Source organism: Hyphomonas sp. KY3 (genome assembly GCF_017309975.1).
In the GTDB taxonomy this organism is placed as follows: Bacteria; Pseudomonadota; Alphaproteobacteria; order Caulobacterales; family Hyphomonadaceae; genus Hyphomonas.
On record NZ_CP022271.1, the window covers coordinates 1445705 to 1462701 of the forward strand.

Annotated in this window: 15 protein-coding genes and 1 pseudogene; 10 read left to right on the forward strand and 6 right to left on the reverse strand. The window is 52.6% G+C overall.

The window, feature by feature from the left end; all coding sequences use genetic code 11:
- Entirely contained in the window at window positions 1-1359 is a 1359-nt protein-coding gene (locus CFA77_RS07235) for a hypothetical protein (protein ID WP_206992890.1), read from the reverse strand.
- Between the two features lie 61 nt (window positions 1360-1420).
- A complete protein-coding gene (locus tag CFA77_RS07240) occupies window positions 1421-2170 on the reverse strand; it encodes a response regulator transcription factor (protein WP_206992891.1) in 750 nt (249 codons plus the stop codon).
- A gap of 49 nt (window positions 2171-2219) precedes the next feature.
- Between CFA77_RS07240 and CFA77_RS07245 the strand changes: the two genes are divergently transcribed.
- From CFA77_RS07245 to CFA77_RS07290, 10 genes and pseudogenes are all read left to right on the forward strand, one after another.
- On the forward strand, window positions 2220-3005 hold the full coding sequence (locus CFA77_RS07245) for a hypothetical protein (RefSeq protein WP_206992892.1): 786 nt from the start codon (window positions 2220-2222) through the stop codon (window positions 3003-3005).
- Between the two features lie 46 nt (window positions 3006-3051).
- Window positions 3052-4443, forward strand: coding sequence for a HAMP domain-containing sensor histidine kinase (locus CFA77_RS07250; RefSeq protein ID WP_206992893.1), 1392 nt, complete (start codon window positions 3052-3054; stop codon window positions 4441-4443).
- 174 nt (window positions 4444-4617) lie between these two features.
- Window positions 4618-4866 carry a hypothetical protein gene (locus CFA77_RS07255; protein ID WP_206992894.1) on the forward strand — a complete coding sequence of 83 codons (249 nt, stop codon included), beginning with the start codon at window positions 4618-4620 and terminating at the stop codon, window positions 4864-4866.
- A 95-nt stretch (window positions 4867-4961) separates the two neighbouring features.
- The gene (locus CFA77_RS07260) at window positions 4962-6188 is read left to right on the forward strand and encodes a PH domain-containing protein (protein WP_206992895.1); all 1227 of its coding nucleotides are present in this window, start codon (window positions 4962-4964) and stop codon (window positions 6186-6188) included.
- 156 nt (window positions 6189-6344) lie between these two features.
- Window positions 6345-7160 carry a WD40 repeat domain-containing protein gene (locus tag CFA77_RS07265; protein WP_206992896.1) on the forward strand — a complete coding sequence of 272 codons (816 nt, stop codon included), beginning with the start codon at window positions 6345-6347 and terminating at the stop codon, window positions 7158-7160.
- Window positions 7161-7171: 11 nt separating this feature from the next.
- Window positions 7172-7456: pseudogene (locus CFA77_RS17275) on the forward strand (cyclic-phosphate processing receiver domain-containing protein); the annotation flags it as partial.
- A 925-nt stretch (window positions 7457-8381) separates the two neighbouring features.
- Window positions 8382-9176 carry a metallophosphoesterase gene (locus CFA77_RS07275; RefSeq protein ID WP_256434989.1) on the forward strand — a complete coding sequence of 265 codons (795 nt, stop codon included), beginning with the start codon at window positions 8382-8384 and terminating at the stop codon, window positions 9174-9176.
- Window positions 9177-9597: 421 nt separating this feature from the next.
- Window positions 9598-10422 carry a hypothetical protein gene (locus tag CFA77_RS07280; RefSeq protein ID WP_206992899.1) on the forward strand — a complete coding sequence of 275 codons (825 nt, stop codon included), beginning with the start codon at window positions 9598-9600 and terminating at the stop codon, window positions 10420-10422.
- Window positions 10423-10522: 100 nt separating this feature from the next.
- Window positions 10523-10891, forward strand: coding sequence for a hypothetical protein (locus tag CFA77_RS07285; protein WP_206992900.1), 369 nt, complete (start codon window positions 10523-10525; stop codon window positions 10889-10891).
- 409 nt (window positions 10892-11300) lie between these two features.
- Complete coding sequence (locus tag CFA77_RS07290) at window positions 11301-12671, forward strand: site-specific integrase (RefSeq protein WP_242517515.1); 1371 nt, start codon at window positions 11301-11303, stop codon at window positions 12669-12671.
- Window positions 12672-12702: 31 nt separating this feature from the next.
- Here CFA77_RS07290 and CFA77_RS07295 read toward each other — a convergent pair whose 3' ends face one another.
- From CFA77_RS07295 to CFA77_RS07310, 4 genes are all read right to left on the reverse strand, one after another.
- Complete coding sequence (locus CFA77_RS07295) at window positions 12703-15186, reverse strand: S8 family peptidase (protein ID WP_206992901.1); 2484 nt, start codon at window positions 15184-15186, stop codon at window positions 12703-12705.
- The gene (locus tag CFA77_RS07300) at window positions 15183-16172 is read right to left on the reverse strand and encodes an AAA family ATPase (protein WP_206992902.1); all 990 of its coding nucleotides are present in this window, start codon (window positions 16170-16172) and stop codon (window positions 15183-15185) included. The genes CFA77_RS07295 and CFA77_RS07300 overlap by 4 nt, the downstream gene beginning before the upstream one ends.
- 270 nt (window positions 16173-16442) lie before the next feature.
- The gene (locus CFA77_RS07305; protein WP_206992903.1) at window positions 16443-16679 is read right to left on the reverse strand and encodes a hypothetical protein; all 237 of its coding nucleotides are present in this window, start codon (window positions 16677-16679) and stop codon (window positions 16443-16445) included.
- 6 nt (window positions 16680-16685) lie between these two features.
- Window positions 16686-16997 (reverse strand): DUF736 domain-containing protein, encoded by a 312-nt coding sequence (locus CFA77_RS07310; RefSeq protein ID WP_206992904.1) that lies wholly within the window; start codon window positions 16995-16997, stop codon window positions 16686-16688.

The following is a 16997-nucleotide window of genomic DNA, read 5'->3' on the forward strand; positions in this document are numbered from 1 at the left end:
CTAGTGAGGTGTCTTCCTCGGTGGGATAACTAAAGGAATTCTTGCAGGTTTTTCAGGGGCGGTTGGGTTCGTGCTAGATTCCGATTGCTGATCTTTCACGGCATCCCCTTGGGAGTCTCGAGAGATGCTGCGAAAATATTCATACTCTTCTGAGGCTTCAAAGGATCTGTCACCGATAAATATCTGATCAACTTTGCCATCCTTCATGATTTTTCCGGCAAGTGCGATGAGGACGGGACCATCATCGCGCTCAAACACAGCAATATGGCCATGCAGGTAATAGCGACCGTCTGAGCCAGACGGCAGTGTCCGAGGTCTGTTGGCCAGCCCAAATCCGCCTGATGTATAGCGCCCGTCCGGGGTGAACCAAACATCTTGTGCTGACAGTTCTCTGATGTCGCCATCCGTGCGGACATAAGAAAACAGGCGCTTTTTGCTGCCCCCTAGGAAGTTGATTTGTTCACCAGGTTCAAACGGCTCAATACGGGTGTCTGTCACATCATAAAAAAGCAAAGGTTCTTTTTGACCAAGGACTGACAATGGTTGCCAATCGCCACCAATGAAGGTCTCAGGCTGCCCGGTCGTTATGTCTTCCTTCCAGGCAAAGATCGAACAGGGCGGAATAATCGGACGAAGTGCTTCCACAGGTGATTCGGCTACAAGATCTCTCGGTGAGTAAAAATTTGGATCCCAGTCCACACAATTGGTGATGGGTTGTCCTTCAAAGATGGGCAAAGCCTTGTACTTTGGGGAGTACTGATCGTTATTTTGGGTGAGAAGCATCTGAGAAGGGCTATGGTCTTCAGCGACAGTCTCCGCGATCGACTTCAAGTCTGCCGCCTTGCCCTTGGTTGGGACAATTGGAAAACCTTGTATCCTGTTAAAGGCAAGACGAAGCCACAAGCTGGCGGTGTTTTGATAAGCGCGCCCATCGCGGGGAAGGCCACCATTCTCAATCCAAAGGTTCGCAAAAAGTCTCTTTTCTGGAGTGATGCTGACAAATAGGAAGCATGTAGGATGCGTTGGGTCGTTCTTTATTTCAAAACCCATGCCGTTGGGCTGAGGGGGGACACCGGTTAATCCGGCACATTGCGTGGGGCGACTACTGACAATTTCAGCAACAATCTGCTCAATTACGCTTGCGACCTCTTCTTCGTTCGCAACCTGATTAGATTGAGCAGGGTATGTTATTATCGACAATTTAGCGAGTGAACTATCGTCTCGCGTAAAGGTCAGCTTGCCCTCAGGGTCGCCAAAGGCATGCCAGCCGGGATGGTCCTTCAGATAGTAAGTCTCTGCTGAGGCAGGTACGGCGATAGCAAAGCTAACGATCAGAGACAACAACGAGATTATTTTCATAATGAGCCTTTGCGAAACAAACTGACATATTGAATTGGACTTACTGGGACAAATTTAGCTTCTAATCACATCGAACGAGGCGATACCCGAAATCTTCGCTGACAATTTCCGGGGCGCATTCTGCTTTTGACAAAACACGCCGCAGTCGACTGATCGCGGTGTTAATGACCGTATCTTGGGGCGGAAGATTTTTGTAGTCCGTCCACACCTCATGCCAAAGCGCCTTACGGCTGACCCATTCGCCCTGACGCTCAGCGATTGCATTCAGCAAGGCAAATGATTGTGGGCGCAAATCCAACGGGGAATTGTTAATGAGCGCCTGGCCACTTAGTTTGCGGAGTTCCAGCGTGTCAAAAATGAGAACGCTTGCTGGCGCACGATTGGTTTCTACGCGGCGTGCCACAGCGCGCAGTCTGGCGCGAAGCTCTTTCGGGTCGAAGGGCTTGTTGATGTAATCATCAGCGCCGGCCTCCAGGCCCAAAACATGATCACTGACTGATGTCAGGCGGCTTGCGACGAGAATGCCCGGACGCTTGCCTTCGAGCGCATCTAGCCATGCGATATAATCGAGCCCTTCACTGCCATCAGCAAGCATCCTGTCGAGGATCACCAACTCAGGAAGAGTGGTGGCTGTTACGCCTTTCGCTTCATCAAGCGTTTCGGCGAAACGGACCTGATATCCAAGCTCGATCGCGACCGCTGCCATCGCCGACGCTATCGTTTTGTCGTCCTCGACGATTAGAAGATGGAAGTCTTCGGACATTTTTATTTCGCGGTTCCCGTGCATTAACGCTACACTATTCGAAACCAATGAAAATCACACCTAACAATCGAGGTTAGATCCTTTGAAGTTAAGAATAATGCTCATTTTACCATTGCTTGTGGGGCTGCTCGCTGGATGTGCAACCCATCAAGTCGCCACAAGCATAGCTCGTGATGACTTCTCCATAGCGAGCAAGCTGTTTTCCATAGAGCAGCAGTTTGAAGAGCGAAAATCTGCCGGTGACGCTGTTGGAATGGCGCGATCAGCCAAAGCACGTCTCGAATTACTGGACTTGATCAATCAGCCCGGCGCTGTTGAAGGGATTGAGGGTCAGTCGCAAATCTCGAGGCGCTGGGAGGCCATCGAAACTGGCGCATTCGAAATGGTCAGAGCGGCAAGAGCGTTGGCGCAAAATGACCCGGATACGCGCTCACGAATTGAGCGCATCTTTCCGCAAGAACAAATGGCGCAATCAGGCGGATTGGGTGATTTTAGTGGGCTTATCGGGGAACGGCGTGCGGTTAAAGTGACAATAGGATTGGAAATAGACGCTATGCTGGATCCAAACGTGCCTGAGCGCCTTCAGCTGCCCGTCGACGGGACCGAGGGGACGACGATCTATGTGCAACCCGTTGGTCGTCATTATGCAGAGATACCCACCGAATTGTCGATGCGCGTGAAACGCTCGCCTGTCGCCCTCGATGCAACTAATTTAGCCTGTTCGCCGCGCGCAAAGCAGGGGAGACTAACTTGCTATGTTGCGCCCGGCGATCATTCAGGTGTTGAGATATCGCTGACCAACCACACCCGTTTTCGTGTGCCGGTCCTCATTTTCGTTAGCGGCAATGCTGCAAGCGTCACGACGGCGCTGACGCAGGAATGAGTGCCAAACCGAATTGGTTATGTGACGATCGCTCCGTTTTGCGACAATGTTCGTGCACAATGGCGCTCTCACTCACATTGGCAGATGGCTGGAACAGAAAAAAGGGCATGTAGTGTCGTTGCGATCCCCCATTTCCATTTCTCTCTACACGAATTTGGCGGTGACCTTTTGTGTAGCTGCGATCGCTATTCTTGCTGCTTTTCGAGCCGTCGATATGGCTGTTGAACGCGCGGCGAGGGAGGATATATCGCGAGAAATTGCGATCATGCTTGACCGCGCATCTGAGCGGAACACCATTCCCGACACGGCAATTCTGACAACCAATATTGGTCGACGCATGTTTACCGAAAATGCAGAAGAGGGCGGCTGGGTTTACCTGCTTGCAGGTTTTGAAGGGGGCGCCATTGTTGGTAATGCCAAGCGTATACCCCAGTTACAAACAGACATATGGACAGAAGTGACCGGGCAAGACCTTGGAATTACAGCCGGGCCGGTTCTTGTTCGTATTGTCAGTGTTGAAGGTGATCACCGTCTATTAGTCGGCCGCCGATTGACTGCACGCCAATCTCTAATCGCCTGGTTCCTGCCCATTCTTGCGATCAGCGTGCTTATGCTCAGCGGGCTGAGTTCACTGCTCCTTTGGAACCTCAATCAGCGCTTTCGCCGAAAAGTTCAGGCTTTCAATCAGGTGTTCCAAAGCGTGGAGTCAGGAGAACTTGGTGCCCGAATGCCAACCACAACGCGGGCAGCTCTGGATGATGATCTGGGTGTGCTGGGGCATCACGTAAACAAAGCACTTGATGAAGTTGAGCGCCTGTTGCGGGGGCTTGAATCCTATAGTCAGGTTGCTGCGCATGAACTGAACCATTCGATCACCAATTTACGGGACCGTCTGTCTGACAAAGGAGAGACTGAGGGCGCCAAACAGGCAGATCAACTGATTGAACTGGTGACCCATATTTTGGAATTGGCGAAAATCGAGGCGACGCCCGGCTTTGCCATGCAGACAATCAAACTGGCAGATGTCGTGACGTCAGCACTAGAGCTCTACTCTGAGTCCTTCGACGAAATGGCCGTTTCCATAGATGTCAATATTGAAGATGCGGACGCTCAAATACTGGGCTCGAAGCCATTGATAGAGAGTGCGCTAATCAATCTCCTGTCCAATGCGCTCAAACATGCGCCAAGAGGGTCGAAAGTCACAGTTTCGATGGTGCGAGATGGCAAGAGGGTGGGGTTTGTTGTCAGAGATCATGGGCCAGGGGTAAAAAGCACCGAGCTGGGAGCGCTGGCAGCATTGGGTCGCGCAGGCGATTCCGGCGGGCACGGCTTTGGATTGCGGCATGTGGAAGCTGTTGCAATCCGCCACGGGGCTCAATTGAAGTTGGAAAACGCCGCCCCGGGATTGAAAGCTTCGCTTTTCTTCCGGTTGTCATAAGCCTGCGTTTCTTGACCTAACCTGGATGGTTAGCTGCATGATGGAAACATGTAGGATAGGGTTCAAACAATAAAGCGTTTGGATAAGAGTCAAAAGAAATGCGGAATAGGTTCTTAGCACTCAACCTCGGTCTAGTCACCGAGACCGAGGTTATATGACTGGAAAGGAAACGAGATGAAGAGCGTAACACCAAATTCTGAAACCAACCGTCGTGGGCAAGAAATTATGGGCCAAGCCTATCAAGTCATTGGAGCGATTGCCTCTGAGGCAGGTTTGTTTGAGCACCCGGATGTCCAAAGCGCATTGGACTACTTTTCCGAGAACAGATATCGTGAAGATTTCTTACCGTTTTCCTTGCGCCCGGTGGATACCGTAAACGGAAAACTGGAAACATTTAACAAGAACACTTCGGGGGATTCATGACATCGCGCCTATTCAAGACCGTACAACGGGGAGGCCAGGACGTTTTGAGGATGCGTCCGGCTTGGCTCAGTTATTGGGGGAGCTTTCTTGCCGCCATGGCTGTGATTGGATTGTGGATTGCTCAGCGCCCTATCTTTGACGGCATGGCTGATGCTCTGGGCCTTTCCACTGAGTTTGCTGGCTTTGGATTAGCGATAGGGCTTTTGCCAATCGTAATTCGCGTTTTCTATCATCGTTATACCCACGCTTATGAGATTGAGAACGGTACGAAACTCCGATTGGTTGCCGGTTTTATCTCTAGGGTAAAACGCGAATTTCCTCTGACGGACAAAGTCCAGACGGATATGGGGCAGAGCTTCGTCGGGCGGATTCTCAATTATGGCACGCTGGCCTTTTGGACGGGCGATGATCGCAGCCGATTGACTTGGAAGGATGCACCAGACCCAGATCAGGTCGTTGCCTTCCTGGATCGACTTAAATCGGGCGACCCTTCGACCTCGCATCAGAGCGGTGATGAGCCGCGCATGGCCTCCACGGCGACCGGTGACGGGGGCGCGAGTCGAATTCCAGAACCGCCAACCTTGAAAGAGGCTAAGTCATCGAAGTACACCCATTTCGGGCGGGCTCCAGAATACAAACAAGTCTCGGAGATGATTGCGAAACGCATCAAGACTCCTTTGGGCAATTACACGGATAATGATGACGGGACCGTGACCGATGAGCAGGGCGGACTGATGTGGCTTCGTGCCCCTTGGGGAATGGTTTGGACCGGGGCAGGATTTGCCAGTGAGCCGATCGCCCTCAAATGGGGACCGGCAGCAGATCTTTTCGGGAGAGGCGTTGACGTCGGCTATAATGTCGGCAGCTCAATGGCCTATATGGGGCATGAGAAGCGCAGGGCGTCCGCCATTAGTAATGGGTATAAAAGCGGCAACTGCGTTGTCCACGCTGCGGGGTACAAGGATTGGAGACTTCCAACTGCTGAGGATATAGATCGGCTCTCTCCGTATATTCATAGCAACTCACATGATGCAGGTCGCGAAGATCATAATCTATCACGAGATGATACCTATGATTGGCAATGGCATGGAAAGGCGGCGCGAGCGGTATTTCAGCGACTTTATCCAGAGCTGGCGGCCATGAAGTCATATTTGTGGACAGCGAATGGGGTAGGCGGAGGTCTTGCCTGGGCGTTTGATGGCGGGCTCCCGGTGGGTGATTTCAAGGTTTCAGATGAGCGGCCTGTGTTGTTCGTCAGAACAATTACTGGAAGCGAATTAAAAGCACCCAAGATGGAAGACGAAGAGATCCAGTGGAATTGAGTTCATATTCTGTGACGTCGAGCTAAGCCGAGGTTTGACTTATTTAGAAGGTAGCTGACGATGGAGGCCGTTGAGGCATTCTGCGATCATTTGGAAGACTGCGTTGAAAAATGCGTAGCCCCCGACCCATCACAAGAGCTTCTGGAGGCAATGTCGATGCAGCTTGCGCTTGTGCTTCATCGCCCAATCCAACCGGATGCGTTGGGGCCGCCAGTTCAGCATTTCTCACTAAATTGCGAGCCGAATGCCTTCGATCCGATAGAGTTTGTGAATGGCGGTTGCGAGATAGTATTTCGCTCTGGAGAGACTATCGTTTCATTGGATGTGATGACCGGCAAAGCTGGTGAGCACACCAAGCAAGAGTTCCCGACCGATATATTCCGTGACCTGTCCCGCAGTCCTGATGGTCGTTTCTACACGGATCGGCATGATTTTGTTGGCGTTTTTGATGTGGAAACGGATGAGGAATTCAGGCGTCTTGCTTGGGACCGAAATTCGGCAGAAGCGTGCACCGTGAATGTGGCGTTCTCACCCGATTCACAATTGGTCGCTGTATCCTATGCGTACGATAACGCTGTTCGGATATGGAATGTTCATCGCGGGGATTATCTTGGCGAATTCATCGCCTGCGATCATGAGGCCGCGTTGAAATTTAGCCCAGATGGAAGCCTACTTTTCACTGGGACTAAAAGTGGGGCGCGATTGTTTCACCTAAACTCCGGATACGCCATATATTCCAATAATATCAAGCAAACTTACGCTGTTGGATATCACCCTGATGGCGTCAGTCTTATTGCTGATAAGGATGGTCCGGCGATCTATCGGGTGGATTTAACAAGCTTGCAAGATTGCAAAACCCAATCTGCCGTAGAAATCCTCGATCTGTATCATGCTCATCAAGAGAAAATTGTCAGCGCAGTTAGCTGGACGAGCGATTGGGTGCGTTTTGAGCACCTATCCATGCACGTTTGAAGGGCGACGTCATGAAAGTATATTTGGACGATGAGCGAGCAACGCCCGAGGGTTGGGTCAGGTGCTATTGGCCCGATGAGGTGATCGAGCTTTTATACTCTGGCGAAGTGACGGAAGTCAGTCTTGACCATGACTTAGGGGATGATGACCGTGGAACCGGTTATGACGTTCTATTGTGGATTGAGGAAGCGGTCGGCGAGCGTGGTTGGAAACCACCGAAGATGGCGGTGCACTCTGCAAATTCATCAGCACGTCAAAAGATGGATGCCGCGATCAGACAAATAGCCAAACTTGTTGCTTCCCATCGGGACTATGAGAAACATAGGGAAGACGGAAACTTTCTAACCAGCTGGGATGGATCTAAACCAGCTTGGTTTGTTCCAAAATCTGGCGAACCGATAATGCTTGAACGGAGTGCTGAGGTATCAAAGTTTTTCGAGCTTGGTGAAGGAGCCATTCTTGGGGTTGATTTTGGTTGGAAATGTTACCGTAAAGAGTTCCTCGACGAAGGGTGGCGTCGGCCTCTTGCCCCGCAGCCGATGGCGATCTGGGATTCGGAAACAGGCGTGTGTGCCGGTGACTTGCTGGGGCATCATCTGGGTGATGTAAAAGGAGCAGAGCTCCTCAGCGATGGGCGCCTGATTACGTGGGGCCGAGACTATCTTATTCGAGTTTGGGATCGATGGTCGGGGATATGCACTGATGTTTTACCGCTGCCCTTGTGGCCGGATCCAAAACAAGGTCAGGCGCTATTATCTTGCCAGATTTTTGCGGACCTCGCGCCGTTAGAAAAGCAACTTTATGTCGACACCCGCCATCTTCCAGCGCCGGACGTGCAGATAGACTGGATCGTCAAACCAGGTGGCGAGCAGCACAGTTATAAATGCGCGCCATCGACACGTGCAGAACAGACAGTGGTATCCCGCTGGATGCCTACCAAAGACGAGCATGGCGCTCATCGCATATTGGATGTCGAGGGCGCGGAGGCAGGATACTCGACTTGGCTCGTGATGAATGATGGACGTCTTTTGGGAGGCGGAACCACTTATGGTGCTTCAGGACAAATTTATGTTTGGGACGGATTTTACAATTTGCGGGTTCTAATTGTTGGCAGGCATGACTGCAACATGCACCTGAAGGGCGAAATTGAACCAAACGTGATCGTTATGGAGAATACGCTGGGCATCGATGAGTTCGATATCTATCGGTTTCAGCTCTGATATGGTCGGAAAGCTCCACATAATTGGTGACGTCCACGGCATGCTTGATCCTCTGCAAGAGCTTGTGAAAATGTTGGATATTGGACCTTCGGATGGATTGGTTTTTGTTGGCGACCTGATCGACAAGGGACCGGACTCCATTGGTGTCGTCAAATACGTCGAAGGGCTTCGCCGCCATGCCAGTTTTGAAGTCATCCTCGTCGTCGGGAATCACGAAGACCGAATGCGCCGATATTTGCGAAACTTGAAACTGAGGCCACGCGTTGCAACTGAGCAAGCTGCCCGAGCGCCCGAGCTAGAGCGACTGAGAGAGCAACTAGCGTCAGAAGGAATGGAGTTCCTCGACTGGTCGGTTCCGTTTTACCGCTGCAAGACACATGATGTGCTTGTCTTACACGGCGGAATTCCCGGAACCTTGCAAGACTTTCCCGTCTCAGTCGAAGAAGCCAATGCGCTGACCGGGCGGGAAGCAAAGCGATTTGAAAAGATCTATCGTACCCGCTTTGTCAATGCGAAGTCAGGTGAGTTTCTCGCCCTCGGAGACCAAGGGCCAGCCGATCCATTTTGGGCAGAGGTTTATGATGGCCGGTTCGGACATGTCGTTTTTGGCCACCAACCTTTTTTGAGCAGGCCAGCAAAGTTTACATATGCGACCGGCATTGACACCGGAGCGGTCCATGGCGGCGGGTTGACCGCGCTTACGCTCCAGCAGGGCAGGGCTCCTACCTTCATCTCGGTTGGGTCCGAGCGTTTTACCCCTTACGTTTTAGATCCTGTTCCACACCCCTCCAATTGATGGTGCGGTGATCGATGGGTCGCCATCTCAGCACATCTAACCCAAATGGTTACTTGCTCCGCCACCCCCGATTAAAATAGTTTGGAACTGATCAGTTTTTTGGGAAGATGGACAATGACGAGTTTCTTTCGGCGCCAGCGCACTTCCCTCATCGCTTTGTCATTGCTTTTCGCTTCCGTTTCATCGTGCAGCAGTCTCCGGGTACCAAAAGAGACACCTGAGTCGAACGATTTTTCTCAATCCCCGATAATCTCAGTGGGAGCGACAAAAGGGTTGCCGAAGAGTTGGGTAACAGGTTGCTTTACGCCAGGCCTATGGGCAACCAAAGGTAATTTTATCTGCTCAGATGGAGAATTTTGTAGTGAAAACCGATCCGTTTCCGAGGATAATCGGATCGAACAATCAATCGAAATGATGCAAGATGAATAACATGCTTCATTGGATAAAATATCTGGGGCTATGCTTCGTGGTCTGGGTTTTCGGATCAACGGCTTCTTTCGCACAAATGAATGACTACAATGTCATCGAGGTTTGCAACAAAGGCGACGTTTTGTTGGAGTATGCCGTCTTCGCGACCAAGACAGATTATTGGGCAGGAGATCGAGCAGAAGCGAGCGCCTGGTATAAAATCAAACCGGGTAAATGCGAGAACGTGAATCCAGGGACTTATCGAGGCGTTTCTGTTGGTTTCCGTCAGAAAGGTCGCAACGGAGTATGGGGTAATCCCGTCTACAACGTGCGAAACACCGACCGGCGTATGAAGGGACGTTTTGAAACGAACGTGATGTGTCTCCCTGGCAATAAAAGGTTTGAAGAAACTGGTAGTTTAGGGGCAGTTCGAAGTAAAATTTTGCCCCCGTGCAAGGAGGGGCATCACGAATTCCGCATGTCGTTTTATATCCAGCCAAATGATGTATTTTCGAAGATAACGCTCAAACCTGATAAAAACGACCCAATGCTACCCTGGCCAGGCGAACCCGTCATATCGCAGGAGCAGAGACTACGGAATCGCTCTGTTTCGATTTTGGACGCGTCGTGCCGGGATCACTATACATTGTTTGATGAAGATGCACTTCAAAGGCTCTGTACGTGCCCATCTCGGAAGATCGTGGAAAACCATCAGGATGTCGTCTACTTGATCGAATTTAGCATTTCAAACGGTGATGAGTTCCACGAGGCCATTAAAGTCGTCAACAAAAACAACCTCGAAAAATATTCGATGGAATGCCTCTTGGAGGATGATTAGGGGGCTTTTCATAGTTCGACGTATACGAATTTAGGGGGCGATAGAAAACACGGCCAAGAAAAAGTGCAGTCCCTGATTTTTGTTAGAAAGCGATACCGCGATGGACATCACAGAGCTACACGACAATAGATTGATCGTAGAAGCTTCTCGTGAAGACCTGCGCATTCTGGAAATTGCGTTGCGGGCTGGCAAGGTCGTTGATCAGAGTCTCAGACATGCTTTCGATGATGAAACCGACAAGCTCCATCGCATGGTGGAATTGGGTTTATCCGACATGCATGGAAAAGCAGTTGCTCTCGCGTTGTCTCAACGGCAGCTTCTAAACATGTCTTCAATTGTCGGGGCTGTTAATACAATGGATCCCGAGCTTTTCTTTCCAAGTATGACCGATGAATTTCCTTCTGATGATGATCTTGACACGTTCTCTCGCCATATCGAGGACTTATACGACAAGGCATTCAACAGATAGGATTAAGCGATCTTGGACATTTGCATCGAGCTGATCCCGGCCGTTTGTTCGCCTTGACGGGGTGCCGGGCAGCATGAATGTCATTGGGAAGGGCGCATCACTCCCCAGAGCGTACGGGGTGGATGCGATAAGCCGGGTTCGAACCCTAGATACTCAAAAAATGGGATACAAACTGGATACAAAATGGGATACAAAACTGCGACAATAGTGATCTAAGTGTTTGTTATTATTATGTATATTAATTGATTTCGATGCCCGTCACTCGCGCCATTTCTCCGGAAATGGTAACCGCCAGATCCCTTGAAATCATTGAAAATACTGGAGAATCCTCGGGTTCTCCACGCCTTTTCGCCGGTCGTGCACTACAATTTGCACCACAAAATGCAAACTTTTTGCACTACAAACGGCGATGAAGCATTTCTCACTTGGCACAAAATTTCTAAAGGCTCGCGGCGGCTGGTGGCACTATGTGCGGCGCGTTCCACAACGCTTTAAAGATGTTGACAAGCGCTGCCTGATTCAGGTCGCTCTGCGCACCCAATCCTTAGAAGTCGCCATGATGCGGCGCAATGGCCTCGCGGAAGCAGATGACGCGCTGTGGAGCAGCCTCGCGCTCCAGGCCCAGGATACCGAGCGCTCACGTAGCCGCGCTGCCGCTGAGCGCCATCGTGCCGCAGTTGCCCGTGCGATGGCAGAGGGCTTCGTGTACCGCCCGGTCGAGGAAGTCGCCACCCAGCTAGACATTGAAGAAATTATCGACCGGCTGAGGAAGGTCGATCGCGGCGCTGAGCCCGGCGAAGAGAAGGCTGAAGCGCTCCTTGGCGGTGCGCCCGAGGAAAAGGACCGGACAACCGTTTCGGAAGCCTTCGAACTCTACGTCTCGAAAATCGCCTTCGATGATCAGTACAACAAGTCGGACGCCCAGCGGAAATCGTGGGAGAAGCGCAAACAGGTCTCGATCGACTATTTCATTGAACGGGAAGGAGACATCCCACTGCTGGACATCACGAGAGATGTCGCTACGCGCTACCGAGATTGGTGGCAGTCCCGCATGCTGCCGCAGAAGGATGGCTCGAAACCATTTACGCCAAACACGGTCAATCGCCACATCGGCAACATGCGCTCGCTTTACCTGCGGTACTTCAAGTATCGTGGTCAAACGGATGTCGAAGATCCGTTCCGCGGCTTTTTCTTTGCTGGCAAGTCCAAGGTGAAGCGCGCTTCATTCAGTGACGAGTGGGTGCGAACTAAAATCCTGGCACCGGGCATGTTCGATGAACTTCGGCTCGAGCTGCGTGTGATCATCTACTTGTTGATAGAGACCGGCGCGCGTCTCAGTGAGATCGTCAATCTGCGGCCGGACGATATCCAGCTCGATCATGATATTCCGCACATCATCATCCGGCCGGAACAAAACAGAGAACTCAAAACGAGTGATTCAGAACGCGAAATCCCGCTCGTCGGTGTCGCGCTCCCAGCAATGAAACTTTGCCCCAACGGCTTCGAGCACTATTACGACCGCAATACACTCGTTTCGGCCAATCTCATGAAAGCGTTCAAACAGCGGGAACTCCTGCCCAGCAAGGATCACGTCATCTATTCGCTGCGACATTCCTTCGAGGACCGCATGCTGGAAGGCAATCTCGATTATGGGCTCCGCTGCGCGCTTATGGGTCACAAGAACAACCGGCCGGAATACGGGCAGGGAGGATCATTGAATTTTCGACGTGACCAGCTGCTCAAAATTGCCCATCCATTTCCGGATGGTTTGACAATCTAATGCCCGGATAACCAACCACTGACTGGGAGTATTAGATTTCGATATCAACGAGCGTTTCAACCAGCGCCTCGATAGGTGTGTAGAGGTCGATGGTTTGGTCCTCGGTTTCAACGGTCATGACCAGGCTATATCGCGTCTTGCGATTGGCCCGGCCGAGCGCCTTACGCTCACGCCACCAACCATTCACCGGATAGACCCATAGTGCGTTGCGGGCTGCGAGTTCTGCTGCTGTACCCTGCCAGACGTCGCAGTGAAGTGAGCCCACGGTGATCTGCTGCTCTCCTAACAGCCATCCGCTGTCAGCGGGCGTTGTCGGCTTGGGATCACCATTGCGTCTTTCTTCCAGATTTCGGCGCTTCAGAAAATTAGTTCGAGTCTCACCGGCGCGCTTCAGATCAAATCGCAATCCGAACGATTGGTAGCGAGCCGGATCGATTGCAGAAGAAAAGCTCGGATTGGGTTCAATGAAGTAAGACAGTGTCATTTTCAATCTGACCAGAGCTTCTCCCAGCTCCTCCAAAACCTCGGTTGGCCAGGGCAGGGGATAAATATGCGCCTCGTTGAATTTCACGTCGGATTTGTTCTGTTTGAAAGGCTGGATTTGTTGCTGGGCAATCAATGCCAGATGGCTTTGGGCCGAGGCCAGCGCCCGTTCCAGACTGGGTACGCCATATCCGTAGCGACGAACCAGCTCGGTGCGCCCGGTCTTGTTGTTTGCGTCCAGCTCAGCTCGCATGGGACCTGTCCAGTCGGCGCTGTGCATCATCAAGGCGCGGATTGTTTCTGGCCAATAGTCAGGATGTGAAGCGGCGATCTGAGTTGCCATTCTTGCGCCCTGGGCCGCCGCAGCACTTGTCGCCCAGAATGGTTCAAAAGGCGATTGCGTAACGTCCGCACCCGTCGACAGAAGCGACAGCGATGGCAGGCCTGCCACAGCTTCAGTCTTCGCCGAACTGATCGCACGGTTGCCGGCTTCGAAGACCAATTCCGGCTTCAATGGAGATTTGCGTACGCTCCACAAATAGCTTGAACGGCTATACGGGCTGAGCTCACCAGGATTGGCCCAACTGTCAAAGCCGTCATATCCGTTGTCTTGAATTTCAGTTTTGTCCGTGTACCCGCCAACAGTAATGGCATTCCATGCTTGGGCAGGATCCTCTGCTGGAAAAGCATCAGGCTCTTCGATAGCGTCCACAGCTTCATGGTCGCGGATATTCCCAGCGGACAAGATGAAGAGCCGTCGATTTGGGGTCTCTTCAGGATCTCCGATCATTGCGCCCGCGGCGGACTGGTCAATGGCGGCGCTCCAGGACGTCGCTTCTGCACCGGTGCGATCTCTGTTGGTGACCGCCATGCAGAAGCTGCGGAATGCAGCCTCGGAGTTGTTGATCTCCGCAATCGAGACCGCCGACTGAGTAATAAAGCCATAGGAGTTCGGCGCGTTCGGATCGAACCCGTCTGGAGGAAGAATTTTCACCGACTCCGCTCGGTGTGTGAGGTCTCGTTGAGTGGTGTCCCCCAGCGGTGCGGTGAGATCGCCATGTAGGGCAAGACCGGCCATGCCGGTCCCGTGACCGTGATGATCATCGCTACCCCAGTCGGGGTCGATACTATCGACATGCTCATCGGAAAGAGCGGGTTCAATAAGGGGATGGCCGCGATTGACGCCGGTATCGAGCAGGCAAACGGTTGGTGCATCCCCTGCGGGCCAGACAACGCGTTCGGCATATTCGTCGACCCATGCTCGTTCGTCGCCCTGGATATCTGTCATGAAAAAGCTGGGGCTGTCGCTGGCGCGACGAATTTCTGCAATGCCAAGTGTTCCGAATAGAAGGATTTCGATCGCCACTTGCGTGCCGTGGATCGGAACAACGGTCACGTCAGGAAATCGCAGATAAGTGTCGGGCTCGGCAACGCGGCAATTTATGCGCCTGGCCGCATTGATCACGGCGTCGACTGCATCGTTGAAACACCAGACGCCCCACCACATGGAATCCTGTCGTGATTGGGGGAGCGCTTCAGGGTCATCGCGCCAGAATGTCTCGAATCTGGCTTGGCGAATGTGTTCGATCTGTTCGATCCGGCCAGCATTGGGAGGCTTCTCATCGCCTTCCTTGCCGACGAGATCGCCATAGGCGTATTCTTCGAGTAGTCGGGCGATCACGTCGCGTTTGTCGTCCGGCACAATCAGGGCGACACGCTGGACGCCATTTTCATCGACGCGCACAGCACCCTGGCGGGTCTTCTCGGTGGTTCGGTCGAGTTTGGCGGGACCTGATCTGGGGGCGAGTTCAAATTCGAGTACTACGCCGGTCGGCTCGATGCCCCGTTCCGCGTCTTGCGGACGACTTTTTACCGCTTCCTCAAGAGCCTTTGCATAGTCCTCGATCAGTTGTGGTCCGTGCTCGTCGCGTATGCGCTGTATTCGTTGGCGCTGCCCCCCGCCTTTCGATTTGTAAGCGCGCGACTGTGCCAGACGGGTGATGTCTATGTGCGGCCGAGTAAAACGCGTCACGTTTGCTCTTCATCTGCCGTATGACGTCTATGAAACGCTTCACTCATGACTTGGCGCTCGCGAAGCCTTTTTGTGATATCGGACGTGTTCAGGCTGTTTCGTTCTTCCAGAATGGCGACTTTGACAGCTTCTTCCGTCGCACGCGCAATCTCGGCCTGGCTGAGCCCTTCGGCCGCATTTACGACCGTCTCCCATTTAATGCTCGGATATCGCATTGGCCGGATATGCGATTTCACAACAGCGCGAATTTCTTCCTCGCTTGGCATTGAGAATTCCAGGACTTCATCGAATCGCCGGATAAGGGCACGGTCGAGAAGTTCGCTATGATTGGTTGCCGCTACGATCACGCTATCGACTGCACCGGGTTCTTCCAGGAACAAGAGGAAGGAGTTCAACACACGGCGCATTTCCCCGACATCATTCGAGGCCGCCCGCTTGCCGCCGACAGCATCGAATTCATCAAAGAAATAGACCGCCCGACGCTTGAGGGTTTCGTTGAAGATCAATCGCAGCTTAGCGGCAGTTTCACCCATGAAGCGCGTGATCAGGGAATCCAGGCGGATTATGTAAAATGGCAGGTGCAATTCGCCTGCGAGGGCTTCTGCCGTCAGCGTCTTGCCGGCTCCGGGCGGGCCGACAAAGAGCACTCTGCGATTGGGAGTCTTGCCGTATTCGCGGAGCCAGTCGCGTTTCCTCTGCTGTAGTAGCAATGCATTGAGCCGGGTGGTCAGACCCTCGGATAAGATCACATCTGCAAGCGTGGTTTTGACCTCTCTCAGATCAAGAAGGCCTTCAAGATCTCCACGTGGGGCCGCGAACGGTACCGCCACGGTTGTACGCGTTCCACGCGCTGACCTCGCTTCGTCGACAGCTGCCCGCAGTTCTTCTGCGGTCTTCCTATGACCCTGGCGTGCCTCCGCCGCGGCTACCTGAAGCGCAATCGAATAAAATTGCTCATCGTCGCCGTCGGCACGGCTGCGGAGCATAGCAAGGATTTGCTTGGTATTCGACAATACTCAGGTTCCCTTTTCTACTCGAATAGAGGTCGGGGGATACGCTTGCGATTGTCTTAACGATCTATGATTTCGCTGGCCCCGACATTGCGTTAACCTTCTAAGCGGACTCGCAGCCCCGCGTCGATAGACGTTCGGTCGCGGTTGCTGCAAATCTGTTCGTCAAGGTAGTGCGAACAAAAGAACAATACAAGAACATTTTTGGGTTTCATTCAAGACCAATAAGGTACGCGATATTCATTTTCAGCTATTTTCTCGCGATTCCTGAGGCGGCCGTAGTCCTATGGCCATAGACGCATCATGGCATAGTCGATCAAGCCTCGATTGAAGCCGCTTTTCCCGGTTAGCCCGACTTTCAAGTTCCGCTTCGAGCCGCTCGAATATCGGCCAATACTTGTAACCGAACTGATCGACCACACGTGCAGCGATATCAAGGGCTTCCTCGATATCGCTGGTTGTGACGGGCTTGGAACGACCCATGCTTGTTTAGTTCAGCTTCTGCCGGTTCCAGACCAGCACGCCGCTGCCATCCTCTTCCTTCTCGAAGAAGGCAGCCCGCAGCGGCTTCTCAAACCCCGGATCGTCGAGCTTCACGGCCAGGTATGGCGTCTCGCCATCCTTGCTTTCTTCGCGCCAGGCCGCGCCGAGCTCTGCGCCGCCGGCAAAGATCCGGTAGTCGGGCCCGCCTTCGGCCTTCTCGGCCACCGGGACTATCTGGGCTTTCACATTGATTGTCATGGTCCGGATCGTCCCGGTCCATTTGCCATCCTTCTGGCTGAAGGTGCCGATTGTCGCCAT